This window comes from Acidovorax sp. AC410, assembly GCF_979253235.1.
The window spans coordinates 5,760,927-5,787,268 of record NZ_CEEDCG010000001.1; the positions used below are offsets into that span (position 1 = coordinate 5,760,927).

Below are 26,342 nucleotides of genomic sequence, written 5' to 3' on the forward strand. Positions count from 1 at the left end.
GAACCGCTGAAACGGTGCCCCGCTTGTGGCGCGGGGCACGGGCCCATACCGGGCCAGTGTCATGAAAGACCGATGGTCCCGGGCCTGTCGGCAACCGCACCCAGGGCGGGTGCATGGCGGTCGGCCGCCGGCTCGCCGAGCTCTGCCAGCCAGTTGATCAGCAGCGAGGGCAGCACCGGCTTTTGCCACATCGCGATATTGCCCAGGCGTGCGACCTCGTGGACGTTGATGCCAGGGTCGCCAGTGATGATCGCCACCGGCAGCGCGGGCCAGCGCGTGCGCAGGCGCTGCGCCACGTCCAGGCCTGTGGCATCGCCAGACAGCCGGTAGTCGGCGACCAGCGCATGCGGTGGCGAAGCGGCTGCGTCGATCACGGAATCGGGGGGCATGCCCTCCCACTGCGTGACCTTGCAGCCCCATGACTCGAGTGCCTGCGTGGTCGCCATCCGCACCAGGGCATGGTCCTCGACGAGCCAGACATCCACCGCCATGGTCAACACGGGCTGGGCTGGAGTGGCGAGGGCACCCACGCCCGTGCTCTCGAAAATCGGCGCCTGCGGCAAGGTGAGCGTGAAGGTGGTTCCCTGGCCCGGGTTCGAGTGCATGCCCATTTCCAGCCCGAGCAGGGTCGCCAGGCGGCGCACGATGGCCAGGCCCAGGCCACTGCCCTGCCCCGGGTCGCGCGACGGATTGCCGACCTGAAAATACTCCTCGAAGACGCGGGCCTGCGCTTCATGGGCAATACCGATACCGGTATCGCGGACCCGCAGTTCCACCACGCTTTCGTGCGCGAGCACGGACACCACGACGCCACCGTCGTTGGTGTATTTCACCGCGTTGTCCACCAGGTTGCGCAGAATGCGCTCCAGGAGGAAGGCATCGCTCAGCACCCAGGCCTCATCGTCGCCCTCGGCCACTATGGACACACCCTTGGCTGCACACCGCGGCTGGAACTCGCGCGCCAGGTCCTTGACCATGGCAGCGATGTTCAGGGCCTGCATCTGCGGCACGATGCTGCCCGTTTCCAGCTTGGAGAGATCGAGCAGCCCCGAGAACAGCTTGTCCAGCGAGCCGGCGGCATCACGGATATGGGCAATCAGTTGCGCAGTCTGGGGCGTTTCATGGCGATGCAGCAGGGATGAAAAGACCAGCAAGGCGTGCAGGGGCTGGCGCAGGTCGTGGCTTGCGGCGGCAAGGAAGCGCGACTTGGCGGCATTCGCCTCTTCCGCCACCTGCTTCTCCTGTCCCAACTGGCGCAGAAGGTCCGCGTTCTCGAAGCGGATCTGCAGCGAATCGCGGAACGCCTGGGCCGTCTGGCGCGACGAGACCGCGACCACCAGTCCCACGCCAAACAGGGCCAGCGCCAACGGCAGGCCGTTCGTGCCGCCCTGGGTCAGCCAGAACACGGCAGCGAAGGCGAGGTTGATCCACGCCCCGGCGATGAAGGTCGCCGGGTGCGTCGATGCATTCACCAGCGCGCCGCCCAGGTAGATGAGTTGCAGCACGGTGGCAAACGTCGCGATCCCCCCCGTGGTGCCGTAGCCGATCCACCAGACGGTCGTTCCCATCAAGGCCTGGTTGGCCACCGTGATCCACCAGTGATCGGTCTGTTGCCGGGCCAGGGCGGACGCGTCGGCGCTATCGAGCAAGGCCAGCGCCCGGGCACTGAGCACGGCATTGATCTGGGCCATGAGCAGCACGGGAAACATCCAGGCCAGCACACGCCAGACCGGCGTGGAGAAGCCGAAACAGACCGCCGCCACCATGGCGGCCACCACGACCATGGTGCGCGCGCTGACCGACTGCTGCGCACGCAGCCGCAGGGACTCGCGCGCCATCGCTACATCCAATGGGTGATTGGCATCAACTGGAAAGGGCGGTAGAAAATGCATGTAAACAATTGTTACTCAAAATCGAGCCCCACGGAAAGGCACCATGGCGACCCATTCTCGCTGGTCAGAGTCGATCGAAGCGATGCTGCAGGCCCATCCCGCCCCCAGCTGCGACGTTCTTATTGTGGGTTCGGGCTATGGAGGGAGTTTCGCAGCACGCGAGCTGGCCGTGCAGGGCGTGCAAACCTGGGTCGTCGAACGGGGCAAGGAATATGCCCTGGGCGAGTTTCCCGAGGACATCGGCCATCTGCCCGGGCACCTGCGGATGCAGCGCGGGGCCAGCGGAAAAGCCTTGGGCAACGCCCAGGCGCTCCTTTATGTCCAGAACTTCGACGAGGTCGCGGTGCTCACCGGCAGCGGCCTGGGCGGCGGCTCACTGATCAACGCCGGCGTGGCCTTCAAGCCAGCGGCCAGCACGTTTGAGCAGGACCCCTGGCCCAGCGTGTACCGGCACGGCGGCGCACGGCGCGCAGCGCTGATGGATGCGCTCGACGAAGTCGTCTCGGCGCTGGAGGCGGCCCCCCTGGAGCACGCGGCGGAGCTGCCCAAGTTCCAGGCGCTTTCGCGCCTGGCGGGTGCGCTGCAGGCAGGTAGCGCCGAGCCGGTCGACCTCACCATCTCGGGCACGAAGAGAACCAACGCGCACGGGGTGGAGATGCAGGCCTGCGTGCGCTGCGGCAACTGCTTCACCGGTTGCAACATCGGCGCCAAGGGCTCGCTGGCCACCAACCTCATTCCGGCTGCGCACAGCCGGGGCGCGCGCTTCTTCGTCGGCGCAACCGCCGTGCGGGTGGAACCTCTCGCGACGTCCGCACTGAGCGCGAACGGGCGCAGCCTGCGCTGGCGCGTACACATGCAATGCTCCGCGGGCGGTCGCAACACATCGCCGACAGAGTTCACCATCGACGCGCACACCGTCATCGTCAGCGCGGGCAGCCTGGGCAGCACCGAGCTGCTGCTGCGCTCCTCCCCGTTGCCGCGCTCGGGAACCCTCGGTTCCGCCTTTTCCACCAATGGCGACGTGGTGGCGATGGGCTGGCGCCAGAACCAGGCAGTCAACGCCGTCTCGGCCCCGCAAGCCGGCAGCACGGCCCCCAGCCGTGACGTCGGCCCGACGATCTCCGCCACGCTGCGCGTGCCGCTGGAGGTGGACGGCGTGCAGCAGGAGATCCTGGTCCAGGACGGCGCCATCCCCTCCGCCCTCGCCCAGGCGACCAGCACCCTGGGCCACACGCTGGCGACGCTGCACCGCTATGTACACGACGTGGATGCGCGGTTTCCCGGCACCGACGATCCCCTGGCCCTGCCCCCAGGTGCGGCGCGGCATGCCCAATTGCTGCTGGCCATGGGCCAGGATGCGTCGAACGGAAGAATCTCGCTGCGCCCCGCCTCCGATGCCAGCCCCATGGGCCCGGACACCCTGGAACTCGACGTGCGCTGGCCCCAAGGCGGGGCTGCGGCCGCAGGACGCGCCGCTTACTACCAGGCCGTACACCGCGCCCTCCAGCAGGCGCATGCGGCCGGCGGTTTCGATGGGGGCGACTACCTGCCCAATCCCTTGTGGCACCCGGCGCCCGATGGCTTTTCCGACATCATCGCGGGCGGCCAGCCGGAAAAATCGGTCACCGTGCATCCGCTGGGCGGCTGCCCCATGGGCGACGACGGAGCGCAGGGGGTGGTCGACTGGCGCGGCGCAGTGTTCAAGGGACCGGGGCGCGAGGTGCATGCGGGCCTGCATGTTCTGGACGGAGCCATCGTTCCACGTGCGCTGGGCGTCAATCCCTTCGTCACGATTTCTGCCCTGTCCCTGCTCGCCGCGCGGGACATCGCCAGCGAACTGGCACCGCCGGACCTGGGCAGCGCAATGCCTGCAGCAGCCCAACCGGCACCCGTGCCGCAACCACAACCCCGTGTGGCCGATGCCACGCCGAGCGGCGCGGATGGCGTGGTGCTGTTTCATATCCACGAGCACCTGCTGGGCGGCACCGAGCAAGGCCACCTGCCCGACTGGGCCCGGCAGCTCCTGTCCCGACACGACCCCGCGCGGCCCCCCGGGGCCGCCATGCAGCCGCGCGCGTTCATCGCCGCCGTCGAGGTCGCGGTGGACCTGCAGCAATGGCTGGCCGATCCCTCGACCCGCTGGGACGCCTCCCTGGCGATCTATGCCAACCCCTTGCCCGGCTGGCCATCGATCCACTCCGATGCCTTGAAGGGCGAACCCCTGCTGCGCGGCTCGGGACATGTGTCCTTGCTCGCGCTCGATCGCGCCAGCATGCTGCGCAGGATCTGGCGCTGGGTGCTCGCCGTCGCCGCCTACCGCAAGCGCAGACCTGGCGGATTCATGCCCAACCTCAGCTCCGGCTGGCGCAAGAAGGCGCTGGCGTTCGTCCGCGCGGGCTGGCTGCATACCGACTACCGCACGCTCGACTACCGCTTCACCCTGGCGCCACAGGGCCATGCCGCGGGCGAAGCCATGGAGGTCATCGCCCAGGGCCGCAAACTGCTGGCCTACCGCAATGGCGCGCGCACACTGTGGGAAGCGCTCACGCTGCTGGACCTCGAACTGCGCAGCAAGGACAGCGCACCCTGGAAGATCGCGCTGCGCGTCGATCTCGCGGACCTCGTGAGCCGCCTGCGGCTGCAGATCCGCGAGGCGTCGAGCACGCCGGCGTCCATCGTCGCTCTGGCCGCGTTCGCCTCCCTGTGGCTGCGCGCGGTGATGCAGACGCACTTCTGGTCGCTGCGGGGCCTGGACTACGGCAAGTACACGCGCCCTGCCCTGCCAGCGCATCCCCCCTTGAAAACCGCGGAGGGCATCGAAGTCTGGCCAGAAACCGAGGTGCTGAAAGCGGCACGCCGCCATGGAGCACCGGAACAGATCGACCTGCAGCTGACGGTCTACCGCCCACCCCAGAGCGCGCGCCATGTCCTCTTCATCCATGGGCTGGCCCACGGCAGCGGCGTGTACGCGACGGACACCGTGGACACCAACATGGCCGGCCACTTCCTGCGCGAGGGCTATACCGTCTGGCTGCTGGACAACCGCATGTCCAACCGCCTGGGCTATGCGCGCGATGCGCACACCATGGACGACATTGCGCACAACGACATTCCGGCCGCCATCGAGCGCGTTTACGCGCAGGCGGGTAGCCAGCCCATCGATGTGTTTGCGCACTGCGTGGGCGCGGGGGCCTTCGCCATGGCGGCGCTGCAGGCGCGTTTTGACACTGCCAAGGTGCGCGCGGCCATCGTCCATGCCGTGCACCCCTGGGTGGTGCCGTCCGTGTCCAACCGGTTCTCGGGGGCGCTGGCCGCGCTCTACCGCAACCTGCTGACGGGCCGCGAGCTGATCGACCCCCTCCTTCCGGGCAACCCCGGCCCGGCCGACGAACTGCTGGACCGCTTCGCGGCGACCCTGGCCTGGTCGGACGAGGAACGCAGCCTGCACGAAGCACACCCCGAATCGCCGGGCGCAGGCTGCGCCATCTGCAACCGGATGACCGCCTTCTACGGGCGCGAATGGGTGCATGCCAACCTGGACCCACGCACGCACGAGCGGCTGGGCGAACTGGTGGGCGTGGCCGGCGTGGAGGTGTTCCGCCAGCTGTACTTCATCGTGCTGCGCGAGCGCCTGACCAACCGCGAGGGCGAAAACATCTACCTCCTGGAAGGCAATTTCCTCGCGAACTGGCACTTTCCCACGCTGTTCGTGCATGGCCTCGACAACCAGGTGTTCGATCCGCGCGGAGCGGCCCGCAGCTGGAACCGGCTGCGCAGGGTCTTCGCGCACCAGCCTGGGCGGGTGGTGCGCACCTTCATCCGCAAAGGCTACGGGCACATGGATTTTCTGTTCGGCAAAAATGCCCACCGGGACATCTACCCCCACCTCACCCGCTTCCTCGGGAATCCCGCCGCGTTCGAGGACATCGCCGATGGCTGCCACATCGACCCCGACCTGCCGTGCCCGGACGGCCAGTCCAGCGACACCGACCTGGCCGACCGGGACTTCATCGCGCCCATCCGGCCGCTGACCGGCCCCATGCTGCAGGCAGAGTGGTACGGGCAAGGGGCAACGCGCCGACGCCGGCTGGTGATCTGGGTGGAACAGTACTTCGACACGAGCAGCACGCCGATGCCGCCCGAGGTCCAGATCGGTGGCGCGCTGTGCGATGCGGTCCAGGTGACGGCATTCCCCGGCGTGGTGGCGCCCACCTCCGCGTCGGCCCAGCCAAGCCCCCCACCCACCGGTCAGGGCTACTACTGGACCTGCGTACTCGACGAAAGCCAGACGCTGCGGTTTGCAGACCTGCCGCCGATCAGCCTGACGCTGCGCTGCCGTCCCCAGGAGTCGGGCACGGCCCGGCCGATGGAGGCTGACGGCCCGCTGCCGGGCCCTGCACCCAACGTGTCGCTGCCCGTCGTTCTCGACCTGGCGGGGCTGCCCTGGTGGCAGCAATGGACCACAGGCGACCAGGCGCACACCCGCACCAGCTTCCTGGCTACGTCCTGCCGCTGGCCCGGCATGGCCTTCGAGCGCCGCGCCATCGATGCGCTGGCCGGCGACATGGAGCAGCACATCGACCATGCCACCGCGCCCGTGCAGGCCCTGTTGCTGCTGGGCGACCAGATCTACGCCGATGCCACGGCCAATATCGCAGAAACCACCGAACATGATGAACGCGGTGCCCAGCGCTACCGCGAGAGCTGGGGCAGCGCCGCAACGCGCCAGCTGTTTTCACGCCTGCCCGTCTGGCTGGTGGTGGACGACCATGAGTTCGACGACAACCTGGATGGGGCGGCCCATGCCACGGCGGACTCCTTGCGCGGGCAGCGTTTCTTCAACGGCTTCCTGGCGGCCACGGCCTACCAGTCGCGCTTTCACCGCAGAGAGGAACAGCCCAGGCTGTCAATGACCCTGCAGGGATGGAAGGTGGAGCACGGCCTGTGGCACACCTTCGAGGTGGGAGGGATCCCCGCATTCGCCGCCGATACGCGCACTGAACGCACACCGCGCACGCTGCGCAACTGGAGGGATGTGCCCATCATGGGTGAAGAACAGATGCAGGCCATCGAAGCCTGGCTGCTGGCCCACCCCAAAGGGCCCAAGCTGCTGTGCAGCGGCAGCGTGTTCGCACTGCCGGAAAACCGCTTCATTGCCGAACCGGCGACCTGCATCGCGGCGGACAACTGGCTGGGTTACCCGGCCAGCTGGCGCAGGCTGGTCCGGTTCATTGTCGGCAACGACATCGAGGGGCTCATCTTTGTGGCCGGGGACTACCACCTGAGCGCCTTGGTCGAGCTTGAACTCAGCAGCCAGGGCAAGTCAGCGAAGGCGCTCAATCTCGTGTGCTCGGCATGGAACGCCAGCCTGCCCTTCGCCAACGCCCAGCCGTCCGATTTCACCTTCGACGAACCGGTGCGCGCGCCAGGCAGCGATGCGGATGCAGCCGTGGCGTCGACTGCGCACTTCGCGTCTGCCGCCCTGCGGCAGTTCTCCAAGATCACGGTCACCCAGGACCCTGGGGATCGCGCTGCGGCAACGGTTGCCATGCAGATCTACGAAGCCGGCAATGTCCTCACCAAGGAACTGCGGACACGGCTCCAGTCCGCACCCGCGCCCCAGGCTTAGTGCGGCCAGGTGCCGCATGTGGGCCGCAAGTGGGCCGCAAGTGGGCCGCACGTACAACCCGCCCCCTTCCAGGCCAGGGGCGGGGGCCCCTCAGGTCCGTCGCGCGAGGAAGGGACGCAACCGGGTAATGAGTGGCATCGCCAGGCCCACCCAGCGGACCAGGCGGCGCGGCCCCGCCACCAGGGCAACCCCCGCCAATGCCGCAACCGCTGCCGGGTGCTGCTTGGCGAAAGCCGCAGCGCGCAGCGCAAACGGCTCCTCCGAGGACGCCTGCTGCGCGGACTGGGCCAGCGCCAACGACTGGGCCCGGGCAATGCGCCGCGCACGGATGCGCTCGCGTTGCTTGGCAATGCGGTCGAGTACGCGCTGCTGCTCGGCCGTAGGCTCGGGAACAAATGCTGGGGTAGATGCTTGGTTGTCGGCAGCCATCACAGGCGCTCCTTGATGTCGCGCCAATCCTGGGCCAGTTCCTTGCGGGTCAGCGCAAAGCCATTGCCGGCCCGCTTGGCCACGGACACGAGGCTGAGCAGCGTGCCACCCCAGCCCAGCAACCAGGCACCCGCCACGAGCCAACCCACCAGCACGCGGTGTTCGGTATCCCAGAAATGCACCAGCACCGCCATGGACAGCATGATGAGCGCCACCACCGTGAGCCCGCCGAGCAGGATGGTCAGCACCAGCAGTTGCTGCAGGCGCTGCTTCTGGTCCCGCCATTCCAGGCGGGCCAGGTCCATCCGGTCTTCGGCTGCAATGGCCCCTTCTATGACATTCGCGCGCCAGCGCGCCAGCAGCGCATCCAGGCCCAGAAGAGCAAGCCAGTTCATCAGTGTCCTTGGGTTCTACGGAATAAAAGCAAGCGGTGCGGTCAGCGACTCAGGGCACAGGCCCTTCAGCGGCGGGCCAGCAGAAAGCCGACCAGTGCGCCGACGGCCAGCGCTGCGCTGGCCACGCGCCAGGGTTCGTCATGCGCATAGCGGTCGGCTGCCAGGGCAGCGTCCTTGGCCTGGCGGGCGGCGTCCTGGGCAGCACGCACCGTGGCTTCGCGGGCGGAGTGCAGGCCGTCGTCCAGCTTCTGGCGCAGGAGCTTGATGTCAGGCACGGAATCGAGGTCCTTGCTGGCCAGCAGGCCACGCAGGTCGGACACGAGTTTTTCCAGATCGGCCTGGGTCGTGGAGAGGGATTCGGAAACGCTCATACAGCAAACCTTTCTGCTTAGACATTGAAAAAACACACCCCATGGGTTGCCTGTGGCTCCCACTCATGCAGCGCTCGTTGTCATCTTAGCGGACACACCGCCAAAAACCTTGTAGGACTTCGACGCAATGGCTTACGACTGGCATGGAGTTGACACGCATCACAGCGCTGCCACGTGCGCGCCGATGGCCAGTGAGCTGGTCAACCCCGGCGACTCGATGCCGAACAGGTTCACCAGACCCGGCACGCCATGCACTGCTGGCCCCTGGACCACGAAGTCGGCCGCAGGCCCGCCCGGGGCACTGATCTTGGGACGCATGCCGGCATATCCTGGATCCAGCGCCCCATCACGCAGGCCCGGCCAGTACTTGCGCACCTCGGCGTAGAAGGCCTCGCCGCGCGCCGGGTCCACCTGCAGGTCCGCAGGGTCGTCCACCCATTGCACGTCGGGGCCGAAACGGGCCTGGCCACCCATGTCCAGGGTCAGGTGGACACCCAGGCCCGCGGCCTCGGGTGCCGGATAGATGAGGCGGCTGAACGGCGCGCGCCCGGCCAGGGTGAAATAGCTGCCCTTGGCGTAGTACGGCGTGGGCACATGGCGGGCGTCCAGCCCCTCGAAGCGCCGGGCCAGGTCGGGCGCGGCCAGGCCCGCCGCATTCACCACCGTGCGCGCCAGCAGTTCGGTGCCATCGGCGGCCTGCAGGTGGATGCCTTCGGCCGCACAGCGTGCGTGGGCCAGCGGCGAGTTGAGCGCCACCAGGCCACCCGCATGCTCCAGGTCGCCCTGCAGCGCCAGCATCAGCGCATGGCTGTCGACGATGCCGGTGCTGGGCGAATGGAGGGCCGCCACGCACTGCAGCGCGGGCTCCAGCGCCTGCGCGGCCTCGGCATCGAGCCACTGCAGGTCGCCGACGCCATTGGCGCGGGCACGCGCCTGGATACCCTGCAGCGCCGGGATCTGTTCTGTGGACGTGGCCACGATCAGCTTGCCGCAGCGCCGGTGCGGCACGCCGCGCTCGGCGCAGTAGACATACAGCAGCTCGCGTCCCTGCACGCACAGCCGCTCCTTGAGCGAACCCGTGGCGTAGTACAGCCCGGCGTGGATGACCTCGCTGTTGCGGGCGCTGGTGCCGGTGCCGATGGCATCGGCCGCCTCCAGCACCATCACCTCGCGCCCCTGCAAGGCCAGGGCCCTGGCCACGGCCAGGCCCACCACGCCAGCGCCCACCACCACGCAGTCAACCGCTTCGCTCACCGCGCAGCCGCCTGGTCGAAGCCGTCGAGCACGTTCACGGCGTTGTTGCCCAGCTCCGCCGCCGCATAGCCGCCTTCCAGCACGAACACCGTGGGCAGCCCCAGGGCTTCCAGGCGCTCGCCCAGGCGCGTGAAGTCCGAGGTCTTGAGCGCGAACTTCGAAATCGGGTCGTCCTCGAACGCGTCGAGCCCGAGCGAGACCACCAGCGTGTCGGCCTGGTACTGCGCGATGCGCACACAGGCCTGCTCCAGGGCCGCGAACCATTGCGCGGCCGTGGTGCCAGCGGGCAGCGGCAAGTTGAGGTTGAAGCCTGCCCCGGCACCTTCGCCGGTCTCGTCGGCGTGGCCCAGGTAGAACGGGTACTCGGTGCGCGGATCGCCATGCAGGCTGATGAACAGCACGTCGGCACGGTCGTAGAAGATGCTCTGCGTGCCGTTGCCGTGGTGGTAGTCCACGTCCAGCAGGGCCACGCGCTGGCTCCCCTGGTTGCGCAGCCACTGCGCCGCCACGGCCGCGTTGTTGAGGAAGCAGTAGCCGCCCATGAAGTCCGGCCCGGCATGGTGGCCCGGAGGGCGGGTGCAGCAGAACGCCGCGCGCGCGCCCTGGGCCACGCGCGCCGCCGCGCTGGCAGCGGCGTCGGCCCCGGCCTTGGCGGCTTCCCAGGTGCCTTCGGCCATGGGCGTGCCGTTGTCCATCGAGTACAGGCCCAATTTGGCGACGAAGTTGTCCGGCTCCACGTCGCTGCGCAGGCTGCGCACCGGCCACACCGAAGGAAAGGGCTGGACCGAGGCGTTGGCCGAATCCAGCGCCAGCCACTGCTGCCAGGCGCTCTGCAAGAAGGCCAGGTAGCGCGGCGCATGGACCTGGGCCAGCACCGGTGTGCTGTCCACGTCGGGCACCAGCAGGCCGTGGCCACGCTCGCGCAGCGCATCCTCGACGTACTGGGCGCGGACCGGCTTTTCAAAGCACGGCACGCGCTCGCCGCGGTAGAACTCGTGGACCGGCGCATGCCGGTGGTGCAAGGGGTTGTGGAAGGCAATCATGCGGGCGTGGACGGGGGACAGAGAAAGGGTTCGCGCCAGCTTGCATCGGTGCATCGCACCCGGGCCGGCAGGGCTCACCACTTTAGCGCGTCCCGCACCACCCAACGGCAGTTCCTGCACCACACCGCAGCAGGAATCGCAGCGGCACGCGGGCGGCACCGCCGGCATGCGCGGCCTGCTGGTTCATCCCCCATCCCGAACTCCACCCTTGGCCGCCACAGGGCGCGCCCACCCGTCCGCCGCCCCGGCAGGGCCGGGTTTCACGCCCCTTCGGTGCGCCCACCGTCCCTGGCACAGCACTTGCATCTCACCTTGTATCCAAGATTGAATTCTTCAAAATGGTGCAAGCAACTACCCTTCTCGCGAAAGACTCCCATCCATCGGCAGTCGCCCCCCTCAGCACGGCCCTGGCCGGGCAGGCATGGCTGGTGCGCTGCGAGCCGGCCGTCGCCGGCAGGCCTGGCGGCCCGCTCAGCGGCCTGCGCTTTGCGGTCAAGGACAACATCGACGTGGCGGGCTACCCCACGTCCGCCGCCTGCCCTGCCTTTGCCTACACGGCCACGGCCCATGCGGCGGTGGTGCAGCGCCTGCTCGACGCCGGGGCAACGCTGGTAGGCAAGACCAACCTGGACCAGTTCGCCTGCGGGCTCAACGGCACGCGTTCGCCGCACGGCGCCGTGCCCAATGCGCTGGATCCGGCCTACGTATCGGGCGGCTCCAGTTCGGGCTCGGCCTATGTGGTGGCCACCGGGCAGGTGGACTTCGCGCTGGGCACCGACACGGCCGGCTCCGGCCGCGTGCCGGCCGGGCTGAACAACATCGTGGGCATCAAGCCGACCAAGGGCCTGGTGAGCGCCCGCGGCGTGGTGCCGGCTGCGCAGAGCGCCGACTGTGTCTCCATCTTCGCGCGCACGGTGGACGTGGCGGCCCGGGTGCTGCAGGTGGCACAGGGCTATGACGCGCAGGACCCCTATGGGCGGCAACTGGCCCTGGCCAGCCAGCCGCTGCCCGCCGCCTTCCGCTTCGGCGTGCCCGACGTGCTGGAGTTCTTCGGCGACGGCGCGGCAAAGGCTGCCTTCGCCGAGGCCGTGGCGCAACTGCAGACCCTGGGCGGCACGCCGGTGTCCATCCCCTACGCGCCGCTGGCCCAGGCCGCAGCGCTGCTTTATGAAAGCGCGCTGGTCGCCGAACGCTATGCCGCCGTGCGCGGCTTCTTCGACGCGCATGAGGACCAGGTGGTGGAGCCGGTGCGCAGCATCCTGGCCAGCGGGCGCAGCTACAGCGCGGCCGACCTGTGCGATGCCCAGACCCGGTTGCGCGCGTTGGGCCAGCAGGTGGCACCGATGTGGCAGGGCCCCGAGGCCATCGATGTGCTGCTGGTGCCCACGGCGCCCACGCACTACACCATTGCTGCCATGCAGGCCGACCCGGTGGTGCTCAACCGCAACCTCGGGGCCTACACCAACTTCGTCAACCTGCTGGACTATGCCGCCATCTCGGTGCCCAGCAGCCTGCGCGCCGATGGCCTGCCCTTCGGCATCACGCTCATCGGCCCCTGCGGCAGCGACTGGCAACTGGCCGACCTGGGCCAGCGCTACCACCACGCCACCGGCCTGCCCCAGGCCGCCGGCAGCACGCCCTTGCCCGCGCCCCAGCCCATCGCGGGGCTGCAGGCGCCCGCCACGGTACGGGTGGCGGTGGTCGGTGCCCACCTGAGCGGCATGCCGCTCAACGGCCAGCTCACCGAGCGCGGCGCCACGCTGGAGCTGGCGACCGAGACGGCCCCCGACTACCAGCTCTACGCCCTGCCCGGCACCGTGCCGCCCAAGCCCGGCCTGCTGCGCGTGGCGCCGGGCCAGGGCACGCGCATCGCGGTCGAGGTGTGGCGCATGCCCGCAGCGCACTACGGCAGCTTCGTTGCGCTGATCCCGCAGCCCCTGGGCATCGGCACGCTCACCCTGGCCGACGACAGCAGCGTGCAGGGCTTCATCTGCGAGCCGCTGGCGCTGGCCGGTGCGCGCGACATCAGCAGCTTCGGCGGCTGGAGGGCGTACATCGCGTCCCTCAAGGCCGGCAACTGACCATGCCCATTCCATCCCCTCACCTTTCAACCTTGCTGCAGGAGCCTGCCATGACATCCCACAGTTCCACCCCTTCCACCGGCACCTCCACCGGTACGTCGCGCCGCCGCGTCCTCACGGCCTCGGCCGCCACGCTGGGCATGCTCGCAGCCCCTGCCCTGGTGCGGGCCCAGGCCGGCCCCAAGGTCCGCATCGGCTTCTGGCCCGTGGCGGCCGGGTTGCCCTTCTTCGCTGCGGTGGAGAAAGGCTATTTCAAGGAAGCCGGGCTGGAGGTGGAGCCGCTCAAGTTCGCGGGCGCCCAACAGGTGATGGAGGCCATGCTCTCGGGCCGCTCCGACGGCAGCTCCAACGGCACGGGCTCGGCCAACCTGGCCATCGGAGAGATCGCCCAGCCGGGCCTGTTCAAGATCTTCGCGACGAACCCGAGCAACGCCAAGTTCGTGCTCGACCAGTTCATCACCGGCAAGGACAGCGCCATCAAGACCATGGCCGACCTCAAGGGCAAGAAGGTCGCCTCGGGCCCCGGCATCCAGAACATGACGCTGTGCAAGACCATGCTCGAACGTGCCGGCGCCACCGGCGCCACCGTGACCGAGCTGCCCATCGGCCAGCACATCGCCTCCATCGTGGCCGGCCAGGTGGACGCCTGCTACACGTTGGAGCCCACAGGCACCATCGGCCGCATGAATGGCACCACCCGCATCATCGAGTCGGGCGTGGTGGCCAGGTACATCCTGGGCGATGCCATGGCGCCCTGGCACGGCGGCGCGGCCAGCCTGACCAGCGAATTCATCAAGAAGAACCCCGAGGTGGCCAGGAAGTTCATCGCCGCCTACGCCCGCGGCATCGAGCTGGTGCGCACCAAGCCCGAGGAGGCGCGGCAGTTCATGAAGGGCTACACCGCCATCGAAGGCGCGCTCACGGCCGAGGTGCCGCTGGCCTCGTACATGCTGCACAACGAGTTCAAGCCCAGCGACCTGGCGTACTTCCAGAAGTTCTACGACCTGTTCACCGAAAAAGGCATCTTCGAGAAGAAGGTCGTGGTCGACAGCCTGATCTACAAGGCCTGAGGGGGAGGCGCGCCATGGCCGAAACCACCTCCACCACCGCCGGCGCCTGGTCGCCGCCCGCGGGCAAGCCGGCATCCGCCGCGCCCAGGAAACCCGCCTGGGACAAGCTGCTGCCCTTCGTCGGCCCCCTGGCCCTGTTCATCCTCTGGGACCTGGTGGTGCGGCTGGGCTTCATCAAGCCTATCCTGCTGCCGCCGCCCGGCGCCACCGTGCTCACCCTGGTCACCGGCCTGGCCGGTGGACCGCTGCTGCTGGATTTTGCCGTGACCGTCTGGCGCACAGTGCAGGCCTTCCTGATCGCGGCCGTGATCGGCGTGCCGCTCGGTGTGCTGCTGGGCAGCAACGAGCGCGCCTACCGCAGCGTGGAGTTTCTGATCGACTTCTTCCGCTCCACGCCCTCGTCGGCACTGATCCCGCTGTTCCTCCTGATCTTCGGCGTGTCGGACGTCAACAAGGTGGCCATCGCCGCGTTCGGCGCCTTTTTGATCGTGATCTTCAACAGCGCCTACGGCGTGATCAATGCCCGCAAGCAGCGCGTGATGGCGGCGCGGGTCATGGGGGCGTCGCGCTGGCAGATCTTCAAGGACGTGCTGGTCTGGGAGAGCCTGCAGCCCACCTTCGTCGGCCTGCGCTCGGCCGTGTCGATGGCGCTGGTCATCGTCATCGTGGCCGAGATGTTCATCGGCTCGGACAACGGGCTGGGCCACCGCATCATCGATGCGCAGCAGGTGCTCAACGTCAAGAGCATGTACGCCGCCATCCTGGCCGCAGGGGCGCTGGGCTATGCGCTGAACATCCTCTTTCTGATCGCCGAACGCAAGATCGTTCACTGGAGCGGCCGATGAACACCGTTGTCAATGGCGCCGTGTATGCCGATGTGCCCAAACGTGTTTTCACGCCCGGCCCGGCAGGCACCCACATCACCATCCGCGGGCTGACCAAGTACTTCGCCGGCTGGCCGCTGTACGAGGACTTCGACCTCGACATCCCCAAGCACAAGATCGTCTCGGTCTTCGGCCCCAACGGCTGCGGCAAGAGCACGCTGATCAACATGATCGCCGGCCTCGTGCCCATCGACAGTGGCGAGATCCTGTTCGACGGCAAGAGCCTCAAGGACACCAAGATCGGCTACGTCTTCCAGAACTACCGCGAAGCGATGTTCCCGTGGATGCGCACCATCGACAACATCGCCTACCCGCTCAAGCTCGAAGGCAAGAGCAAGGCCGAGGTGGACCGCCGCATGGCCGAGCTGGTGGCCTCGTTCGACGTGAAGTTCGACCTCAACCGCTACCCCTACGAACTCTCGGGCGGGCAGCAGCAGACCGCCTCCATCATGCGGGCGCTGGCGCCCAACCCCGAGGTGCTGTTCCTCGACGAGCCGTTCTCGGCGCTCGACTTCGAGATGACGCTGTTCATCCGCGAGAAGCTGCAGGAGGTCTTCATGCAGACCGGCACGACCATGCTGCTGGTCTCGCACGACCTCGAAGAAGCCGTCTACCTGGCCGACGAGGTGCTGCTGCTGACCAAGCGCCCCACCCGCGTGGCCGAGATCCTGCACTACGAGGATGCGCGCCCGCGCACCCTGGCCACGCTCAGCGAACCGAGTTTCGTGGCGATGAAGAAGCTCAGCCTGGAGATCTTCCAGCGCGAGGTGCGCCGATGAACGCGGCCGAACTCGAGCGCTACATGGACGCCGCCGCAGCCGCCATCGGCCTGCCCCTGTCGGCCGAGCACCGCCCGGCCGTGCTCGGCTACCTAGCGCTGGCCAGCGGCTTTGCCGACACCGTCAACGCCGTGCCGCTGGACGCGACGGATGAGCCTGCCATGGCCTTCGTCCCGGTGCTGCCGGCCGAGGGAGGCCGCGCATGACGGCGCCCTGGTGGCAACAGGACGCCGCCGGCATGGCACAGGCCGTGGCGACGCGCGACGTGACGGCCACGGCGCTGGTGGCGGCCTGCCTGGACCGCATCGAGCACACGGACGCCCGCGTCAACGCCTTCACCGCGGTGCTGCGGGCACGGGCCCTGGCGCGCGCCGCCCGCATCGATGCCGGCCTGGCTGCGGGGACGCAGGCCGCCCTGCCCCTGCTGGGCGTGCCTTTTGCCGTGAAGAACCTGTTCGACGTGGCGGGCCTCACCACGCTGGCTGGCTCCAAGATCGAGCGCGAGCGCCCGCCCGCCCGGGCCGACGGCCTGCTGGTACAGCGCCTGGAGGCTGCGGGCGCCATCCTCGTGGGCGCGCTCAACATGGACGAGTACGCCTACGGCTTCACGACCGAGAACAGCCACGAGGGCGCCTGCCACAACCCGCACGACCTCGGCCGCATCGCGGGTGGCTCCTCGGGCGGCTCCGGCGCGGCCGTGGCCGCGGGCCAGGTGCCCATCACGCTCGGGTCGGACACCAATGGATCGATCCGCGTGCCGTCTTCGCTGTGCGGCGTGTTCGGCCTCAAGCCCACCTTCGGGCGGCTGCCGCGCACGGGCAGTTTCCCCTTCATCTCCAGCCTGGACCATCTGGGCCCCATGGCACGCAGCGTGCGCGACCTGGCGCTGGCCTACGACGCCATGCAGGGCCCCGAAGCGCCTGCCGCACACACCGATGCCGGCTGCGCGCAGCGGCCGGTCGAGCCGGTGGCCCGCGACCTGGGCCAGGGCGTGGCCGGCCTGCGCATTGGCGTGCTGGGCGGCTACTTTGCCGACAATGCCCTGCCCGAAGCACGCGCTGCCGTGGCCCGGGTGGCGCAGGCGCTGGGCGCCGAGGTTGAGCCGGTGGAACTGCCCCTGGTGGAGGCGGGGCGCGCCGCGGCCTTTCTCATCACCAATGCGGAGGCCGGAGCCCTGCACCTCGACAACCTGCGCACGCGCGCAGCCGATTTCGAGCCGCTGTCACGCGACCGCTTCCTGGCCGGTGCGCTGATCCCTGCCGCCTGGATGGCACGCGCCCAGCGCGTGCGCAGCCGCTATGCCCACGAAGCCGCACGGGTGCTGTCGCGCTACGACCTGCTGCTGGCCCCGGCAACGCCCTGCGCGGCCACCCCCATCGGCACCGAACGCTTCGACCTGAACGGGCGCGACCTGCCGCTGCGCCCCAACATGGGCCTGCTGACCCAGCCGATCTCGTGCATCGGCCTGCCCGTGTGCTCCGTGCCGGTGTGGGGCGCCCACCCAGCCTTGCCCATCGGCGTGCAGCTCATCGCCGCGCCCTGGCGCGAGGACCGCGTGCTGCGCGCCGCCGCCGTGCTGGAGGCCGCAGGCATCTGCCAGGCCCCTGTCGCTTCCCTGTGAAAACCACCTGCCCATGGCCTACACCATCAACCAGCCCGACGTGCTTGCCGAAGTGCAGGCCGTATTCGCCCGTTACGAGGACGCCCTGGTGAACAACCACGTCGAGGTGCTCGACGAGCTGTTCTGGGACAGCCCCCACACCCTGCGCTACGGCGCCACCGAAAACCTGTACGGCTACGCGCAGATCCAGGCGTTTCGCGCCGGGCGCCCCGCACAGGGCCTGCAGCGGCGCCTGCTCAAGACCGTGATCACCACCTATGGCCGCGACTTCGCCACCGCCAACGTCGAGTTCCAGCGCGAGGGCAGCAGCCGCACCGGCCGCCAGAGCCAGACCTGGCTGCGCACCGAAACCGGCTGGCGCGTGGTGTCCGCCCACGTGAGCCTGCTCGACTGACCCCATCCCCTTCCCGTTGAAACCCACCCCCGCCGAAAGGACCGCCATGAAACACGAGAAACCCATGTCCCGCCTTGCCCACCCGAACCGCCGCGAATCTCTTTTCTCCCTTGCGGCGCTGGGGGCTGCCGGCACCCTGGGCGGCTGGGCGCCGCAGGCCAACGCGCAGGCCCCGCTGACCGTGGGCGTGATCTATGTCGGCCCGCGCGACGACTACGGCTACAACCAGGCCCATGCCCAAGCCGCGGCCGAGCTCAAGAAGATGCCCGGTGTGAAGGTGGTGGAAGAGGAGAACGTACCCGAGACCGCCGCCGTGCAGAAGACCATGACCGGCATGATCGCCCAGGACGGCGCCAAGCTGCTGTTCCCCACCTCGTTCGGCTACTTCGACCCGCACCTGCTGGCCCTGGCCGCCAAGTACCCCGATGTGCGCTTTTCGCACTGCGGCGGCATGTGGACGGAGGGCAAGCACCCCAAGAACGCGGGCAGCTTCTTCGGCTACATCGACGAGTGCCAGTTCCTCAATGGCGTCATCGCCGGCCACATGAGCAAGAGCGGCAAGATCGCCTTCATCGCCGCCAAGCCGATTCCGCAGGTGCTGCGCAACATCAACGCCTTCACGCTGGGTGCGCGCTCGGTCAAGCCGGGCATCACCTGCAGCGTGATCTTCACGGGCGAATGGTCCATGGCCGTCAAGGAGGCCGAGGCCACCAACAGCCTGGCCGACCAGGGCTGCGACGTGTTCACCATGCATGTGGACGGGCCCAAGGTCATTGTCGAGACCGCTGCCAAGCGCGGCAAGATGGTCTGCGGCTACCACGCCAGCCAGGCCAAGCTGGCGCCCCAGGCCTACCTGACGGGTGCCGAGTGGAACTGGCTCACGGCCTACACCACCATCATCGAGGCGGCGCGCACCGGCAAGCCGCACCCCAACTTCCTGCGCGGGGGCTTGAAGGAAGGCTTCGTGAAGATGTCCGCCTACGGCCCGGCCGTGAGCGATGCGGCCAGGAAACAGGCCGACGACACCAAGGCGAAGATGATCGCGGGCGGCTTCGACATCTTCAAGGGCCCGCTCAAGACCAACAAGGGCAAGGAGGTCATCGCCAGCGGCAAGTCGTTCAAGCAGACCGACCTGGAACTGGAGAAGATGGACTACCTGGTCGAAGGCGTCCTCGGCTCTTTCTAAGCAAGGGACTGCCATGCACTCGGCCGCCAAGGACGTTCTCTTGCCTGTTGCCGCGATCGCGCTGGCGCTGCTGCTGTTCGGCGGCTTCGTCGGATTCGCGGGCGTGAACCCGATTGACGTATGGACCACGCTGTTCAAGGGCGCGTTCGGCGACTGGTTCTCGTGGCAGAACACCTTGCAGCGCGCCGCACCACTCATGCTCACCGCCCTGTGCGTGGCGTTGCCCGCGCGGGCGGGGCTGACCATCATCGGGGGCGAGGGCGCGCTGGTGCTCGGCGGCCTGGCCGCCGCAGCGCTGCCCATGGCCGTGGCCTTGCCCGGCAATGTGGCAGGCACCGTGCTGGCCTGTGCCGCCGGGGCGGTGGCCGGTGCGCTGTGGATCATGCTCGCGGGCTGGCTGCGCCAATACCGCGGCATCAACGAGACCATCAGCAGTTTGCTGATGTCGTACGTGGCGATCGGCCTGTTCAAGCATTTCGTCGAGGGCGCCCTGCGCGACCCGGCCAGCCTGAACAAGCCGGCCACACCCAGCCTCGACCCAGGCCTGCTGATCGGCGGCATCGCCGGCTCGGACGTGCACTGGGGCCTGGTGCTGGGCGTGCTGGCCTGTCTGGCGCTGGGCCTGTGGCTGCACTTCACGGCATCGGGCTTCTCGATCCGCGTGGTGGGCGGCAACCCACGTGCCGCGCAACTGGTGGGCCTGCCGGCCACGCGGCTGATCCTGGTGGCCTGCGCCCTGGGCGGTGCGGCGGCCGGGCTGGCCGGCGCAGTGGAAGTGGCGGCCGTCCACACCAATGCCAATGGCGCGCTGATCGCGGGCTATGGCTACGCGGGCATCCTCGTGGCCTTCATCGCGCGGCACAACCCGGTGGCCATCATCCCGGTAGCCATCCTGTTCGGCGGCTTCGGCGCGGCGGGCAGCCTGCTGCAACGGCGCCTGGGCCTGCCCGATGCCTCGGTGATGGTGCTGCAGGGCATTGCCTTCGTGCTGATCCTGGCCAGCGAGGCGCTGCGCGATGTGGATTGGCGGGCCCTGTGGGCCAAGCGGCGCAGCCGGCCCGCCGAGGGGACAACCCCCAGCGCCCACGTGGAGGCCCTATGACCGCAGACCAATGGATTGCCCTGGTGGCCGCCATCGTGGGCGGAGCCCTGCGCGTGGGCGTGCCCTTCCTGTTCGTGAGCCTGGGTGAATGCCTCACTGAGAAGTCTGGCCGTATCAACCTGGGGCTGGAGGGCGTGCTGGTGCTCTCGGCCATGGCGGCCTTCGGCGGCGCCTACCTCACGGGCTCGCCCTGGCTCGGGGTGCTGGCGGGGGCCTCGGCGGGCGCCCTGCTGGCCACGCTGCATGGCGTGCTGTGCTCGCTGCCGCGGGTGAATGACGTGGCCACCGGCATCGCGTTGATGCTGCTGGGCACGGGCCTGGCCTTCTACCTGGGCAAGCCACTGATCCAGCCGCAGGCCCCGCAGATCCCGGCGCTGGCGCTGGGCGGCTGGAGCGACTCGCCGGTGGTGCAGTCGGCCCTGCAGGTCAACGCCCTGCTGCCGCTGGGCATCGTGCTGGCCGTGGCCCTGTGGTGGGCCTTTGCGCGCACACGCTGGGGCCTGCTGGTGCGCCTGGCCGGCGACTCGGCCAACGCCACGCGCGCGCTGGGCTACTCGGTGTCCGGCATCCGCATCGCGGCCACGGCGGCGGGCGGCTTCATCGCCGGGCTGGGCGGCGCCTCGCTCACCCTCTTCTACCCCGGTAGCTGGAACGAGGGCATCTCCAGCGGCCAGGGCCTGATCGCCGTAGCGCTGGTGATCTTCGCGCGCTGGAACCCGCTGCGCTGCATGGTCGCCGCCATGCTCTTCGGCGGTGCCGGCGCCATCGGCCCGGCCCTGCAGTCGGTGGGCGTGGGCTGGGGCTACCACCTGTTCAACACCGTTCCCTACGTGCTGACCCTGCTGATCCTGGTTGTGACCTGCAAGCCCGGCAGCGTGGCCGCTGGCAGCCCGGGCGAACTCTCTTCCAGCAAATAACCTTCCGAAGGAACCGCCCTCGTGACCACCCCGACCACCCGCCATGTGCAGGCCAACCCCTATGCCTGGCCCTACAACGGCGACCTGCGCCCGGACAACACCGCGCTGATCGTGATCGACATGCAGACCGACTTCTGCGGCATCGGCGGCTATGTGGACGTGATGGGCTACGACATCGCCTTGACGCGCGCGCCCATCGCCCCGCTGCAGCGCCTGCTGCCGGCCCTGCGCGCGCAGGGCTTTCGCGTCATCCACACGCGCGAAGGGCACCGGCCTGATCTCGCCGACCTGCCGGCCAACAAGCGCTGGCGCTCGCGCCAGATTGGCAAGGAGGGCCTGGGCATCGGCGACGCCGGGCCGTGCGGGCGCATCCTGGTGCGCGGCGAGCCGGGCTGGGAACTGATCCCGGAACTCGCGCCGCTGCCCGGCGAGGTGGTGATCGACAAGCCCGGCAAGGGCTCGTTCTATGCCACCGACCTGGACATGGTGCTCGGCCTCGGTGGCGTGCAGAACCTGATCCTCGCGGGCATCACCACCGATGTCTGCGTACACACCACCCTGCGCGAGGCCAACGATCGCGGCTACGAATGCCTGCTGCTGTCCGACTGCACGGCCGCCACCGACCCGGCCAACCACCAGGCCGCATTGAACATGGTGACCATGCAGGGCGGCGTGTTCGGCGCACATGCCCCATCCGAAGCACTGCTGGCGGCCCTGCATTGACCTGGAGAAGAACCGCCATGTCCGACCCGCAACCCGACCACCCCATCGGTGCCTTGCCCCCCGGCACTGGCGCCCTTGCGCTGGAGACCTGGAACCTGACCAAGCGCTTTGGCAGCTTCACCGCCATGGACCGCGTGAACATGCGCGTGGAGCCTGGCAGCGTACACGCACTGCTGGGCGAGAACGGCGCGGGCAAGAGCACGCTGGTCAAATGCGTGGCCGGCTTCCAGAGGGCCGAGGAAGGCGCCATCCTGCTGGACGGGCGCGAACAGGCTATCGCCAACCCCATCGTCGCGCGCAGCCTGGGCATCGGCATGGTCTACCAGCACTTCACGCTGGCACCGGGCATGACGGTGGCCGAGAACCTGCTGCTGGCCGGCGGCCAGACCCCGGCCCTGATCGACTGGCGCGCCAAGCGCGCCGAACTGCAGGCCTTTCTGGCCACCACGCCGTTCCAGCTCGACCTGGATGCGCGCCCTTCCGAGCTCGCGGCCGGCGAAAAGCAGAAGCTCGAGCTGCTCAAGCAGCTGTACCTGCGCCCGCGCCTGCTGATCCTGGACGAGCCCACCTCGGTGCTGACCCCGCAGGAGGCCGACGAGGTGCTGGGCCACGTGCGCGCCTTTGCGCGCAGCGGCCAGTGCAGCGTCATCATCATCACGCACAAGTTCCGTGAAGTGATGGCCTATGCCGATGCGGTGACGGTGCTGCGCCGCGGCCAGGCTGTGTACCATGGCCGCGTGGCCGACACCGGCCCGCAGGCGCTGGCCCAGGCCATGATGGGCGACACCGCCAACGCCCCACCACCCGCAGTCCGCCCGGCAGCGGCAGTGGACACAGACACCCCGCCGGGCGAGGTCGCGCTGCAGGTCGAAGGCCTGCAGGCCCCGGGCGACCGTGGCACGCTGGCACTGCACGGGCTGAGCCTTGCCGTGCGCAGGGGCGAGGTGCTGGGCGTGGCCGGCGTATCGGGCAACGGCCAGCGCGAACTGGTCGAGGCGCTGGTGGGCCAGCGCCCGCGCCTGGCCGGCCGGGTGCGGGTGCTGGGCCGGGACTACGCCGCCACGCGCGCGCAGAACCGGGAGCTCAAGGTGCGCAGCCTGCCCGAGGAGCCGCTGCGCAATGCTTGCGTGGGCGACCTCTCGGTGGCCGAGAACATGGCCTTGCGCGACTTCGACCAACCGCCCCTGTCCCGGGGCGGTGTGCTGCGTTTTTCCACCTGGCGCAGCCGGGCGCGCGAGTGGATCGCCGGCTACGGCGTCAAGACCCAGGGTGAAGGCGCGCCCATCCGCAGCCTGTCGGGCGGCAACGTGCAGCGCGCGGTGCTGGCGCGCGAGCTGGCGGGCGAGATCAACGTGCTGATCGCGGCCAACCCGGTGTTCGGCCTGGACTTTGCGGCCGTGGCCGAGATCCACAGCCGCATCCTCGGCGTACGCGAGCGCGGCGGCGCCGTGCTGCTCATCAGCGAAGACCTGGACGAATTGCTGGAGCTGGCGGACCGCATCGTCGTCATGAGCGAAGGCCGCATCGTCCACGAAACCCCGGCCGCCACCGCCGAGCGCCATGTGCTGGGCGCCTACATGGGCGGCGGGCACGATCACACACCCCACCAGGAAGCGGCATGCGCCTGACGACCCTCCACGCCAACCCTTTCGCCTTTCGCTTCGCGCTGGCGCACACCGCGCTGGTGATCATCGACATGCAGCGCGACTTCATCGAGCCCGGCGGCTTTGGCGAGACCCTGGGCAACGATGTGTCGCTGCTCGAAGCCATCGTGCCGACCTGCCAGGCCGTGCTGCACGCCTGGCGCGCCGCAGGCGGCCTGGTGGTGCACACGCGCGAATCGCACCGGCCCGACCTCTCCGACTGCCCGCCCGCCAAGCGCCTGCGCGGCAACCCGCAGCTGCGCATCGGCGACGCGGGGCCCATGGGCCGCATCCTGGTAGCGGGCGAGCCGGGCAACCAGATCATCCCGGCCCTCGCCCCTGTGGCCGGCGAGATCGTGATCGACAAGCCCGGCAAGGGCATGTTCTACGCCACGGGGCTGCACGAAACGCTGCAGGCGCGCGGCATCACCCACCTGGTCTTCATGGGCGTGACCACCGAGGTCTGCGTGCAGACCAGCATGCGCGAGGCCAATGACCGCGGGTATGATGGATTGCTGCTGGAAGACTGCACCGAGAGCTATTTCCCCCATTTCAAGGCAGCTGCCATCGAGATGCTGCGCGCCCAGGGCGCCATCGTCGGCTGGACCGCGCCATCGGCCGCGCTGCTGTCGGCATTGGCCGACGCAGCCCCGGCCCCTTAGTTGCTAAAGTTGTTCCGTGCAGACCCCCCGCCCCGCCTCCACCCCCTCCCAGACGAAACCGGTGCGCAGCTCGCGTGCCGACGATGTGTACGCCCAGCTCAAGCGCGACGTGGGCGAGTTCAAGCTGGTGCCGGGCGACCGCTTCACCGAGAATGAGATCTGCGAGCGCCTGGGCGTCTCGCGCACGCCCGTGCGCCAGGCCCTGGTGCGGCTGCAGCAGGAGGGCTATGTCGAGGTGCTGTTTCGCAGCGGCTGGCGCGTGCTGCCCTTCGACTTCGACCAGTTCGAGCAGCTCTACGACCTGCGCATGGTGCTGGAGACCACGGCCGTACACCGCCTGTGCGACGAGGGGACCGGCGCGCTCAAGTCCATCCAGGTAGACCACCGCCTGCTCGACGAGCTGAACAACATCTGGCTGGTGCCGCCCGACCAGCGCAGCGCCGACACCTTGCAGGTGGCGGCCTGGGACGAAGCCTTCCACTGCGCGCTGGTGCGCGCCGCCGGCAATGCCGAGATGGCGCGCGTGCATCGCGACGTGACCGAGCGCATCCGCATCATCCGCCGGCTCGACTTCACGCAGCAGGCGCGCATCGACGCCACCTACGACGAGCACGCCACCATCCTCAAGGCCATCCGCGCCCACCGCGGCGACCAGGCCGCCATGCTGTTGCGCGCCCACATCCAGACCAGCCAGGCCGAGGTGCGCAAGATCACGCTGCACCAGGTACACATGGCGCGCCTGGGGCCCAGCGGCGGTTAGTGTCCCGAGTTAGAAATTCGTTGAATAAATCTACCGACACTCCCCGCCATGCGTCGTTGCAACCGCTCGCCATGCGCCCGGCACGGCAAGGCGAACCAACGACGTTAGGCGGTCGAAGGCAAATCCGTATGAGCGGGGTTGCACGCGCCGCAACGAAAAAACCCTTGCAAGCCATGAGCCTGCAAGGGTTTCGAATTGGTGGGAGATGCAAGTTTCGAACTTGCGACCCCTGCAGTGTGAATGCAGTGCTCTACCCCTGAGCTAATCTCCCGCAGCGCCATCCTTCATGCGAAGGACTTTGCCGTGGCCTGTCTGCGAGCGTGGGTGGTGGGAGATGCAAGTTTCGAACTTGCGACCCCTGCAGTGTGAATGCAGTGCTCTACCCCTGAGCTAATCTCCCTGTGTCGCTGCGACAGCCTTCGATTATGGCACAACTTTTCAGGCGTTTTCGAATTTTCGCCAGATTGTCTTGCCGTTGCTCGCCTTGTCGATCTGCGTGAGCACCTCGGCGTGCGACGCCACTTCCTGTTCGCTGGCAGGCAGCACGGGCAGCACCAGGGCGCTCAGGTCGATGGCAGCCACGCTGATCCCGCCGGCGCTGTCGTCCGTGTCGTCGATCACCAGCAGCGCATCCTGCCCGCGCGTCATGTTGATGTACACGTCGGCCAGCAGTTCGGCATCGAGCAAGGCGCCGTGCAGCGTGCGGCCCGAGTTGTCCACCTCCAGCCGGTCGCACAGAGCGTCCAGCGAGTTGCGCTTGCCGGGGAACATTTCCTTGGCCATGGCCAGGGTGTCGGTCACGCTGCCGACGTAGGTCTTGAGCGGTGGGCGGCCCGTGAGCTCAAGCTCCTTGTTCAGGAAGCCCACGTCGAAGGCCGCGTTGTGGATGATGACCTCGGCGTCCTTGAGGTACTCCAGGATGTCCGGCGCCAGCTCGGCGAACTTGGGCTTGTCGCGCAGGAACTCGTTGCTGATGCCGTGGACCTTGAGCGCGTCCTCGTGGCTGTCACGCCCCGGGTTGAAATAGAAGTGCAGGTTGTTGCCGGTGAGCTTGCGGTTGAACAGCTCCACGCAACCGAGTTCGATGATGCGGTCGCCACCTTCGGCCGAGAGGCCGGTGGTTTCGGTATCCAGAACGATCTGCCGTGTCATGTCAGTGATTCTCTTTCGCGTGGTTGATCGTGTACTTGGGGATTTCCACGGTCACATCGGTTTGCGCCAGGATGGCCTGGCAGGACAGGCGCGATTGGGGTTCCAGGCCCCAGGCGCGGTCCAGCAGGTCTTCCTCTTCTTCTTCGGCATCGTTGAGCGACGACAAGCCCTGGCGCACGATGACGTGGCAGGTGGTGCAGGCGCAGCTCATGTCGCAGGCGTGCTCGATGTCGATGTGGTTGTCCAGCATGGCCTCGCAGATCGAGGTGCCGGCAGGCGCCGTGATTTCGGCGCCGGCAGGACAGTATTCCGGGTGGGGCAGGATTCGGATGACGGGCATGGCGGGCGTCTTGTT

At 68.6% G+C, this 26,342-nt stretch carries 23 protein-coding genes and 2 tRNA genes; 15 read left to right on the forward strand and 10 right to left on the reverse strand.

Features of this window, described 5'->3' with window-relative positions; genetic code table 11:
• Positions 1-59: 59 nt before the first annotated feature.
• Positions 60-1,838, reverse strand: coding sequence for an ATP-binding response regulator (locus AC0IZS_RS26700; RefSeq protein ID WP_471638444.1), 1,779 nt, complete (start codon positions 1,836-1,838; stop codon positions 60-62).
• Positions 1,839-1,935: 97 nt separating this feature from the next.
• On the opposite strand from AC0IZS_RS26700, the gene AC0IZS_RS26705 reads away from it, so the two are divergent.
• Positions 1,936-7,521: an alkaline phosphatase D family protein gene (locus AC0IZS_RS26705; protein ID WP_471638445.1), complete on the forward strand. Its 5,586-nt coding sequence runs from the start codon at positions 1,936-1,938 to the stop codon at positions 7,519-7,521.
• A 90-nt stretch (positions 7,522-7,611) separates the two neighbouring features.
• Here the strand turns inward: AC0IZS_RS26705 and AC0IZS_RS26710 are convergent, their stop codons facing one another.
• The 5 genes from AC0IZS_RS26710 to AC0IZS_RS26730 form a co-directional block, all read right to left on the reverse strand.
• Positions 7,612-7,950: a hypothetical protein gene (locus AC0IZS_RS26710; RefSeq protein WP_471638446.1), complete on the reverse strand. Its 339-nt coding sequence runs from the start codon at positions 7,948-7,950 to the stop codon at positions 7,612-7,614.
• Positions 7,950-8,345 carry a phage holin family protein gene (locus AC0IZS_RS26715; RefSeq protein WP_322593246.1) on the reverse strand — a complete coding sequence of 132 codons (396 nt, stop codon included), beginning with the start codon at positions 8,343-8,345 and terminating at the stop codon, positions 7,950-7,952. Before AC0IZS_RS26715 ends, AC0IZS_RS26710 begins: the two co-directional genes overlap by 1 nt.
• Before the next feature lie 65 nt (positions 8,346-8,410).
• Complete coding sequence (locus tag AC0IZS_RS26720; protein WP_471638447.1) at positions 8,411-8,716, reverse strand: ElaB/YgaM/YqjD family protein; 306 nt, start codon at positions 8,714-8,716, stop codon at positions 8,411-8,413.
• A 159-nt stretch (positions 8,717-8,875) separates the two neighbouring features.
• Positions 8,876-9,970 (reverse strand): NAD(P)/FAD-dependent oxidoreductase, encoded by a 1,095-nt coding sequence (locus AC0IZS_RS26725; RefSeq protein ID WP_471638448.1) that lies wholly within the window; start codon positions 9,968-9,970, stop codon positions 8,876-8,878.
• The gene (locus AC0IZS_RS26730) at positions 9,967-11,013 is read right to left on the reverse strand and encodes a histone deacetylase family protein (RefSeq protein ID WP_471638449.1); all 1,047 of its coding nucleotides are present in this window, start codon (positions 11,011-11,013) and stop codon (positions 9,967-9,969) included. The genes AC0IZS_RS26725 and AC0IZS_RS26730 overlap by 4 nt, the downstream gene beginning before the upstream one ends.
• A gap of 338 nt (positions 11,014-11,351) precedes the next feature.
• Here AC0IZS_RS26730 and atzF point away from each other — a divergent pair, with 338 nt between their 5' ends.
• From atzF to AC0IZS_RS26800, 14 genes are all read left to right on the forward strand, one after another.
• Entirely contained in the window at positions 11,352-13,094 is a 1,743-nt protein-coding gene (gene atzF, locus AC0IZS_RS26735) for an allophanate hydrolase (RefSeq protein WP_471638450.1), read from the forward strand.
• A 50-nt stretch (positions 13,095-13,144) separates the two neighbouring features.
• Positions 13,145-14,164: an ABC transporter substrate-binding protein gene (locus AC0IZS_RS26740; protein WP_471638451.1), complete on the forward strand. Its 1,020-nt coding sequence runs from the start codon at positions 13,145-13,147 to the stop codon at positions 14,162-14,164.
• A 14-nt stretch (positions 14,165-14,178) separates the two neighbouring features.
• Entirely contained in the window at positions 14,179-15,009 is an 831-nt protein-coding gene (locus AC0IZS_RS26745; RefSeq protein ID WP_471638452.1) for an ABC transporter permease, read from the forward strand.
• A complete protein-coding gene (locus AC0IZS_RS26750; RefSeq protein ID WP_471638453.1) occupies positions 15,006-15,827 on the forward strand; it encodes an ABC transporter ATP-binding protein in 822 nt (273 codons plus the stop codon). Before AC0IZS_RS26745 ends, AC0IZS_RS26750 begins: the two co-directional genes overlap by 4 nt.
• Positions 15,824-16,033 (forward strand): DUF4089 domain-containing protein, encoded by a 210-nt coding sequence (locus tag AC0IZS_RS26755; RefSeq protein WP_471638454.1) that lies wholly within the window; start codon positions 15,824-15,826, stop codon positions 16,031-16,033. The genes AC0IZS_RS26750 and AC0IZS_RS26755 overlap by 4 nt, the downstream gene beginning before the upstream one ends.
• The gene (locus AC0IZS_RS26760) at positions 16,030-17,448 is read left to right on the forward strand and encodes an AtzE family amidohydrolase (RefSeq protein WP_471638455.1); all 1,419 of its coding nucleotides are present in this window, start codon (positions 16,030-16,032) and stop codon (positions 17,446-17,448) included. Before AC0IZS_RS26755 ends, AC0IZS_RS26760 begins: the two co-directional genes overlap by 4 nt.
• Before the next feature lie 13 nt (positions 17,449-17,461).
• Positions 17,462-17,842: an oxalurate catabolism protein HpxZ gene (hpxZ, locus tag AC0IZS_RS26765; protein WP_471638456.1), complete on the forward strand. Its 381-nt coding sequence runs from the start codon at positions 17,462-17,464 to the stop codon at positions 17,840-17,842.
• A 64-nt stretch (positions 17,843-17,906) separates the two neighbouring features.
• Positions 17,907-19,028 carry a BMP family ABC transporter substrate-binding protein gene (locus tag AC0IZS_RS26770; RefSeq protein WP_471638457.1) on the forward strand — a complete coding sequence of 374 codons (1,122 nt, stop codon included), beginning with the start codon at positions 17,907-17,909 and terminating at the stop codon, positions 19,026-19,028.
• Positions 19,029-19,041: 13 nt separating this feature from the next.
• Entirely contained in the window at positions 19,042-20,130 is a 1,089-nt protein-coding gene (locus tag AC0IZS_RS26775; RefSeq protein ID WP_471638458.1) for an ABC transporter permease, read from the forward strand.
• Positions 20,127-21,047 carry an ABC transporter permease gene (locus AC0IZS_RS26780; protein WP_471638459.1) on the forward strand — a complete coding sequence of 307 codons (921 nt, stop codon included), beginning with the start codon at positions 20,127-20,129 and terminating at the stop codon, positions 21,045-21,047. The genes AC0IZS_RS26775 and AC0IZS_RS26780 overlap by 4 nt, the downstream gene beginning before the upstream one ends.
• A 21-nt stretch (positions 21,048-21,068) precedes the next feature.
• On the forward strand, positions 21,069-21,770 hold the full coding sequence (gene biuH / locus AC0IZS_RS26785) for a biuret amidohydrolase (protein WP_471638460.1): 702 nt from the start codon (positions 21,069-21,071) through the stop codon (positions 21,768-21,770).
• Between the two features lie 17 nt (positions 21,771-21,787).
• Positions 21,788-23,398 (forward strand): ABC transporter ATP-binding protein, encoded by a 1,611-nt coding sequence (locus AC0IZS_RS26790; RefSeq protein ID WP_471638461.1) that lies wholly within the window; start codon positions 21,788-21,790, stop codon positions 23,396-23,398.
• The gene (locus tag AC0IZS_RS26795; RefSeq protein WP_471638462.1) at positions 23,389-24,075 is read left to right on the forward strand and encodes a cysteine hydrolase family protein; all 687 of its coding nucleotides are present in this window, start codon (positions 23,389-23,391) and stop codon (positions 24,073-24,075) included. Before AC0IZS_RS26790 ends, AC0IZS_RS26795 begins: the two co-directional genes overlap by 10 nt.
• 16 nt (positions 24,076-24,091) lie before the next feature.
• Positions 24,092-24,835 (forward strand): GntR family transcriptional regulator, encoded by a 744-nt coding sequence (locus tag AC0IZS_RS26800; RefSeq protein ID WP_471638463.1) that lies wholly within the window; start codon positions 24,092-24,094, stop codon positions 24,833-24,835.
• A gap of 196 nt (positions 24,836-25,031) precedes the next feature.
• On the opposite strand, the gene AC0IZS_RS26805 is transcribed toward AC0IZS_RS26800, so the two are convergent.
• The 4 genes from AC0IZS_RS26805 to fdx all read right to left on the reverse strand — a co-directional run bounded on the left by AC0IZS_RS26805 (position 25,032) and on the right by fdx (position 26,327).
• Positions 25,032-25,106, reverse strand: a tRNA-Val gene (locus tag AC0IZS_RS26805).
• Between the two features lie 54 nt (positions 25,107-25,160).
• Positions 25,161-25,235, reverse strand: a tRNA-Val gene (locus AC0IZS_RS26810).
• A 38-nt stretch (positions 25,236-25,273) separates the two neighbouring features.
• Positions 25,274-25,987 carry a DNA polymerase III subunit epsilon gene (dnaQ, locus tag AC0IZS_RS26815; protein ID WP_471638464.1) on the reverse strand — a complete coding sequence of 238 codons (714 nt, stop codon included), beginning with the start codon at positions 25,985-25,987 and terminating at the stop codon, positions 25,274-25,276.
• Position 25,988: 1 nt separating this feature from the next.
• Positions 25,989-26,327 carry an ISC system 2Fe-2S type ferredoxin gene (gene fdx / locus AC0IZS_RS26820; RefSeq protein WP_057203111.1) on the reverse strand — a complete coding sequence of 113 codons (339 nt, stop codon included), beginning with the start codon at positions 26,325-26,327 and terminating at the stop codon, positions 25,989-25,991.
• Positions 26,328-26,342: the final 15 nt, after the last annotated feature.

Excerpts from the sequence above, each read along its gene's own strand:
- AC0IZS_RS26700 (WP_471638444.1), bottom strand. The coding sequence starts at position 1,838 with ATGGCGCGCGAGTCCCTGCGGCTGCGTGCGCAGCAGTCGGTCAGCGCG.
- AC0IZS_RS26705 (WP_471638445.1), top strand. The coding sequence starts at position 1,936 with ATGGCGACCCATTCTCGCTGGTCAGAGTCGATCGAAGCGATGCTGCAG.
- AC0IZS_RS26710 (WP_471638446.1), bottom strand. The coding sequence starts at position 7,950 with ATGGCTGCCGACAACCAAGCATCTACCCCAGCATTTGTTCCCGAGCCT.
- AC0IZS_RS26715 (WP_322593246.1), bottom strand. The coding sequence starts at position 8,345 with ATGAACTGGCTTGCTCTTCTGGGCCTGGATGCGCTGCTGGCGCGCTGG.
- AC0IZS_RS26720 (WP_471638447.1), bottom strand. The coding sequence starts at position 8,716 with ATGAGCGTTTCCGAATCCCTCTCCACGACCCAGGCCGATCTGGAAAAA.
- AC0IZS_RS26730 (WP_471638449.1), bottom strand. The coding sequence starts at position 11,013 with ATGATTGCCTTCCACAACCCCTTGCACCACCGGCATGCGCCGGTCCAC.
- atzF (WP_471638450.1), top strand. The coding sequence starts at position 11,352 with ATGGTGCAAGCAACTACCCTTCTCGCGAAAGACTCCCATCCATCGGCA.
- AC0IZS_RS26740 (WP_471638451.1), top strand. The coding sequence starts at position 13,145 with ATGACATCCCACAGTTCCACCCCTTCCACCGGCACCTCCACCGGTACG.
- AC0IZS_RS26745 (WP_471638452.1), top strand. The coding sequence starts at position 14,179 with ATGGCCGAAACCACCTCCACCACCGCCGGCGCCTGGTCGCCGCCCGCG.
- AC0IZS_RS26750 (WP_471638453.1), top strand. The coding sequence starts at position 15,006 with ATGAACACCGTTGTCAATGGCGCCGTGTATGCCGATGTGCCCAAACGT.
- AC0IZS_RS26755 (WP_471638454.1), top strand. The coding sequence starts at position 15,824 with ATGAACGCGGCCGAACTCGAGCGCTACATGGACGCCGCCGCAGCCGCC.
- AC0IZS_RS26760 (WP_471638455.1), top strand. The coding sequence starts at position 16,030 with ATGACGGCGCCCTGGTGGCAACAGGACGCCGCCGGCATGGCACAGGCC.
- hpxZ (WP_471638456.1), top strand. The coding sequence starts at position 17,462 with ATGGCCTACACCATCAACCAGCCCGACGTGCTTGCCGAAGTGCAGGCC.
- AC0IZS_RS26770 (WP_471638457.1), top strand. The coding sequence starts at position 17,907 with ATGTCCCGCCTTGCCCACCCGAACCGCCGCGAATCTCTTTTCTCCCTT.
- AC0IZS_RS26775 (WP_471638458.1), top strand. The coding sequence starts at position 19,042 with ATGCACTCGGCCGCCAAGGACGTTCTCTTGCCTGTTGCCGCGATCGCG.
- AC0IZS_RS26780 (WP_471638459.1), top strand. The coding sequence starts at position 20,127 with ATGACCGCAGACCAATGGATTGCCCTGGTGGCCGCCATCGTGGGCGGA.
- AC0IZS_RS26790 (WP_471638461.1), top strand. The coding sequence starts at position 21,788 with ATGTCCGACCCGCAACCCGACCACCCCATCGGTGCCTTGCCCCCCGGC.
- AC0IZS_RS26795 (WP_471638462.1), top strand. The coding sequence starts at position 23,389 with ATGCGCCTGACGACCCTCCACGCCAACCCTTTCGCCTTTCGCTTCGCG.
- dnaQ (WP_471638464.1), bottom strand. The coding sequence starts at position 25,987 with ATGACACGGCAGATCGTTCTGGATACCGAAACCACCGGCCTCTCGGCC.
- fdx (WP_057203111.1), bottom strand. The coding sequence starts at position 26,327 with ATGCCCGTCATCCGAATCCTGCCCCACCCGGAATACTGTCCTGCCGGC.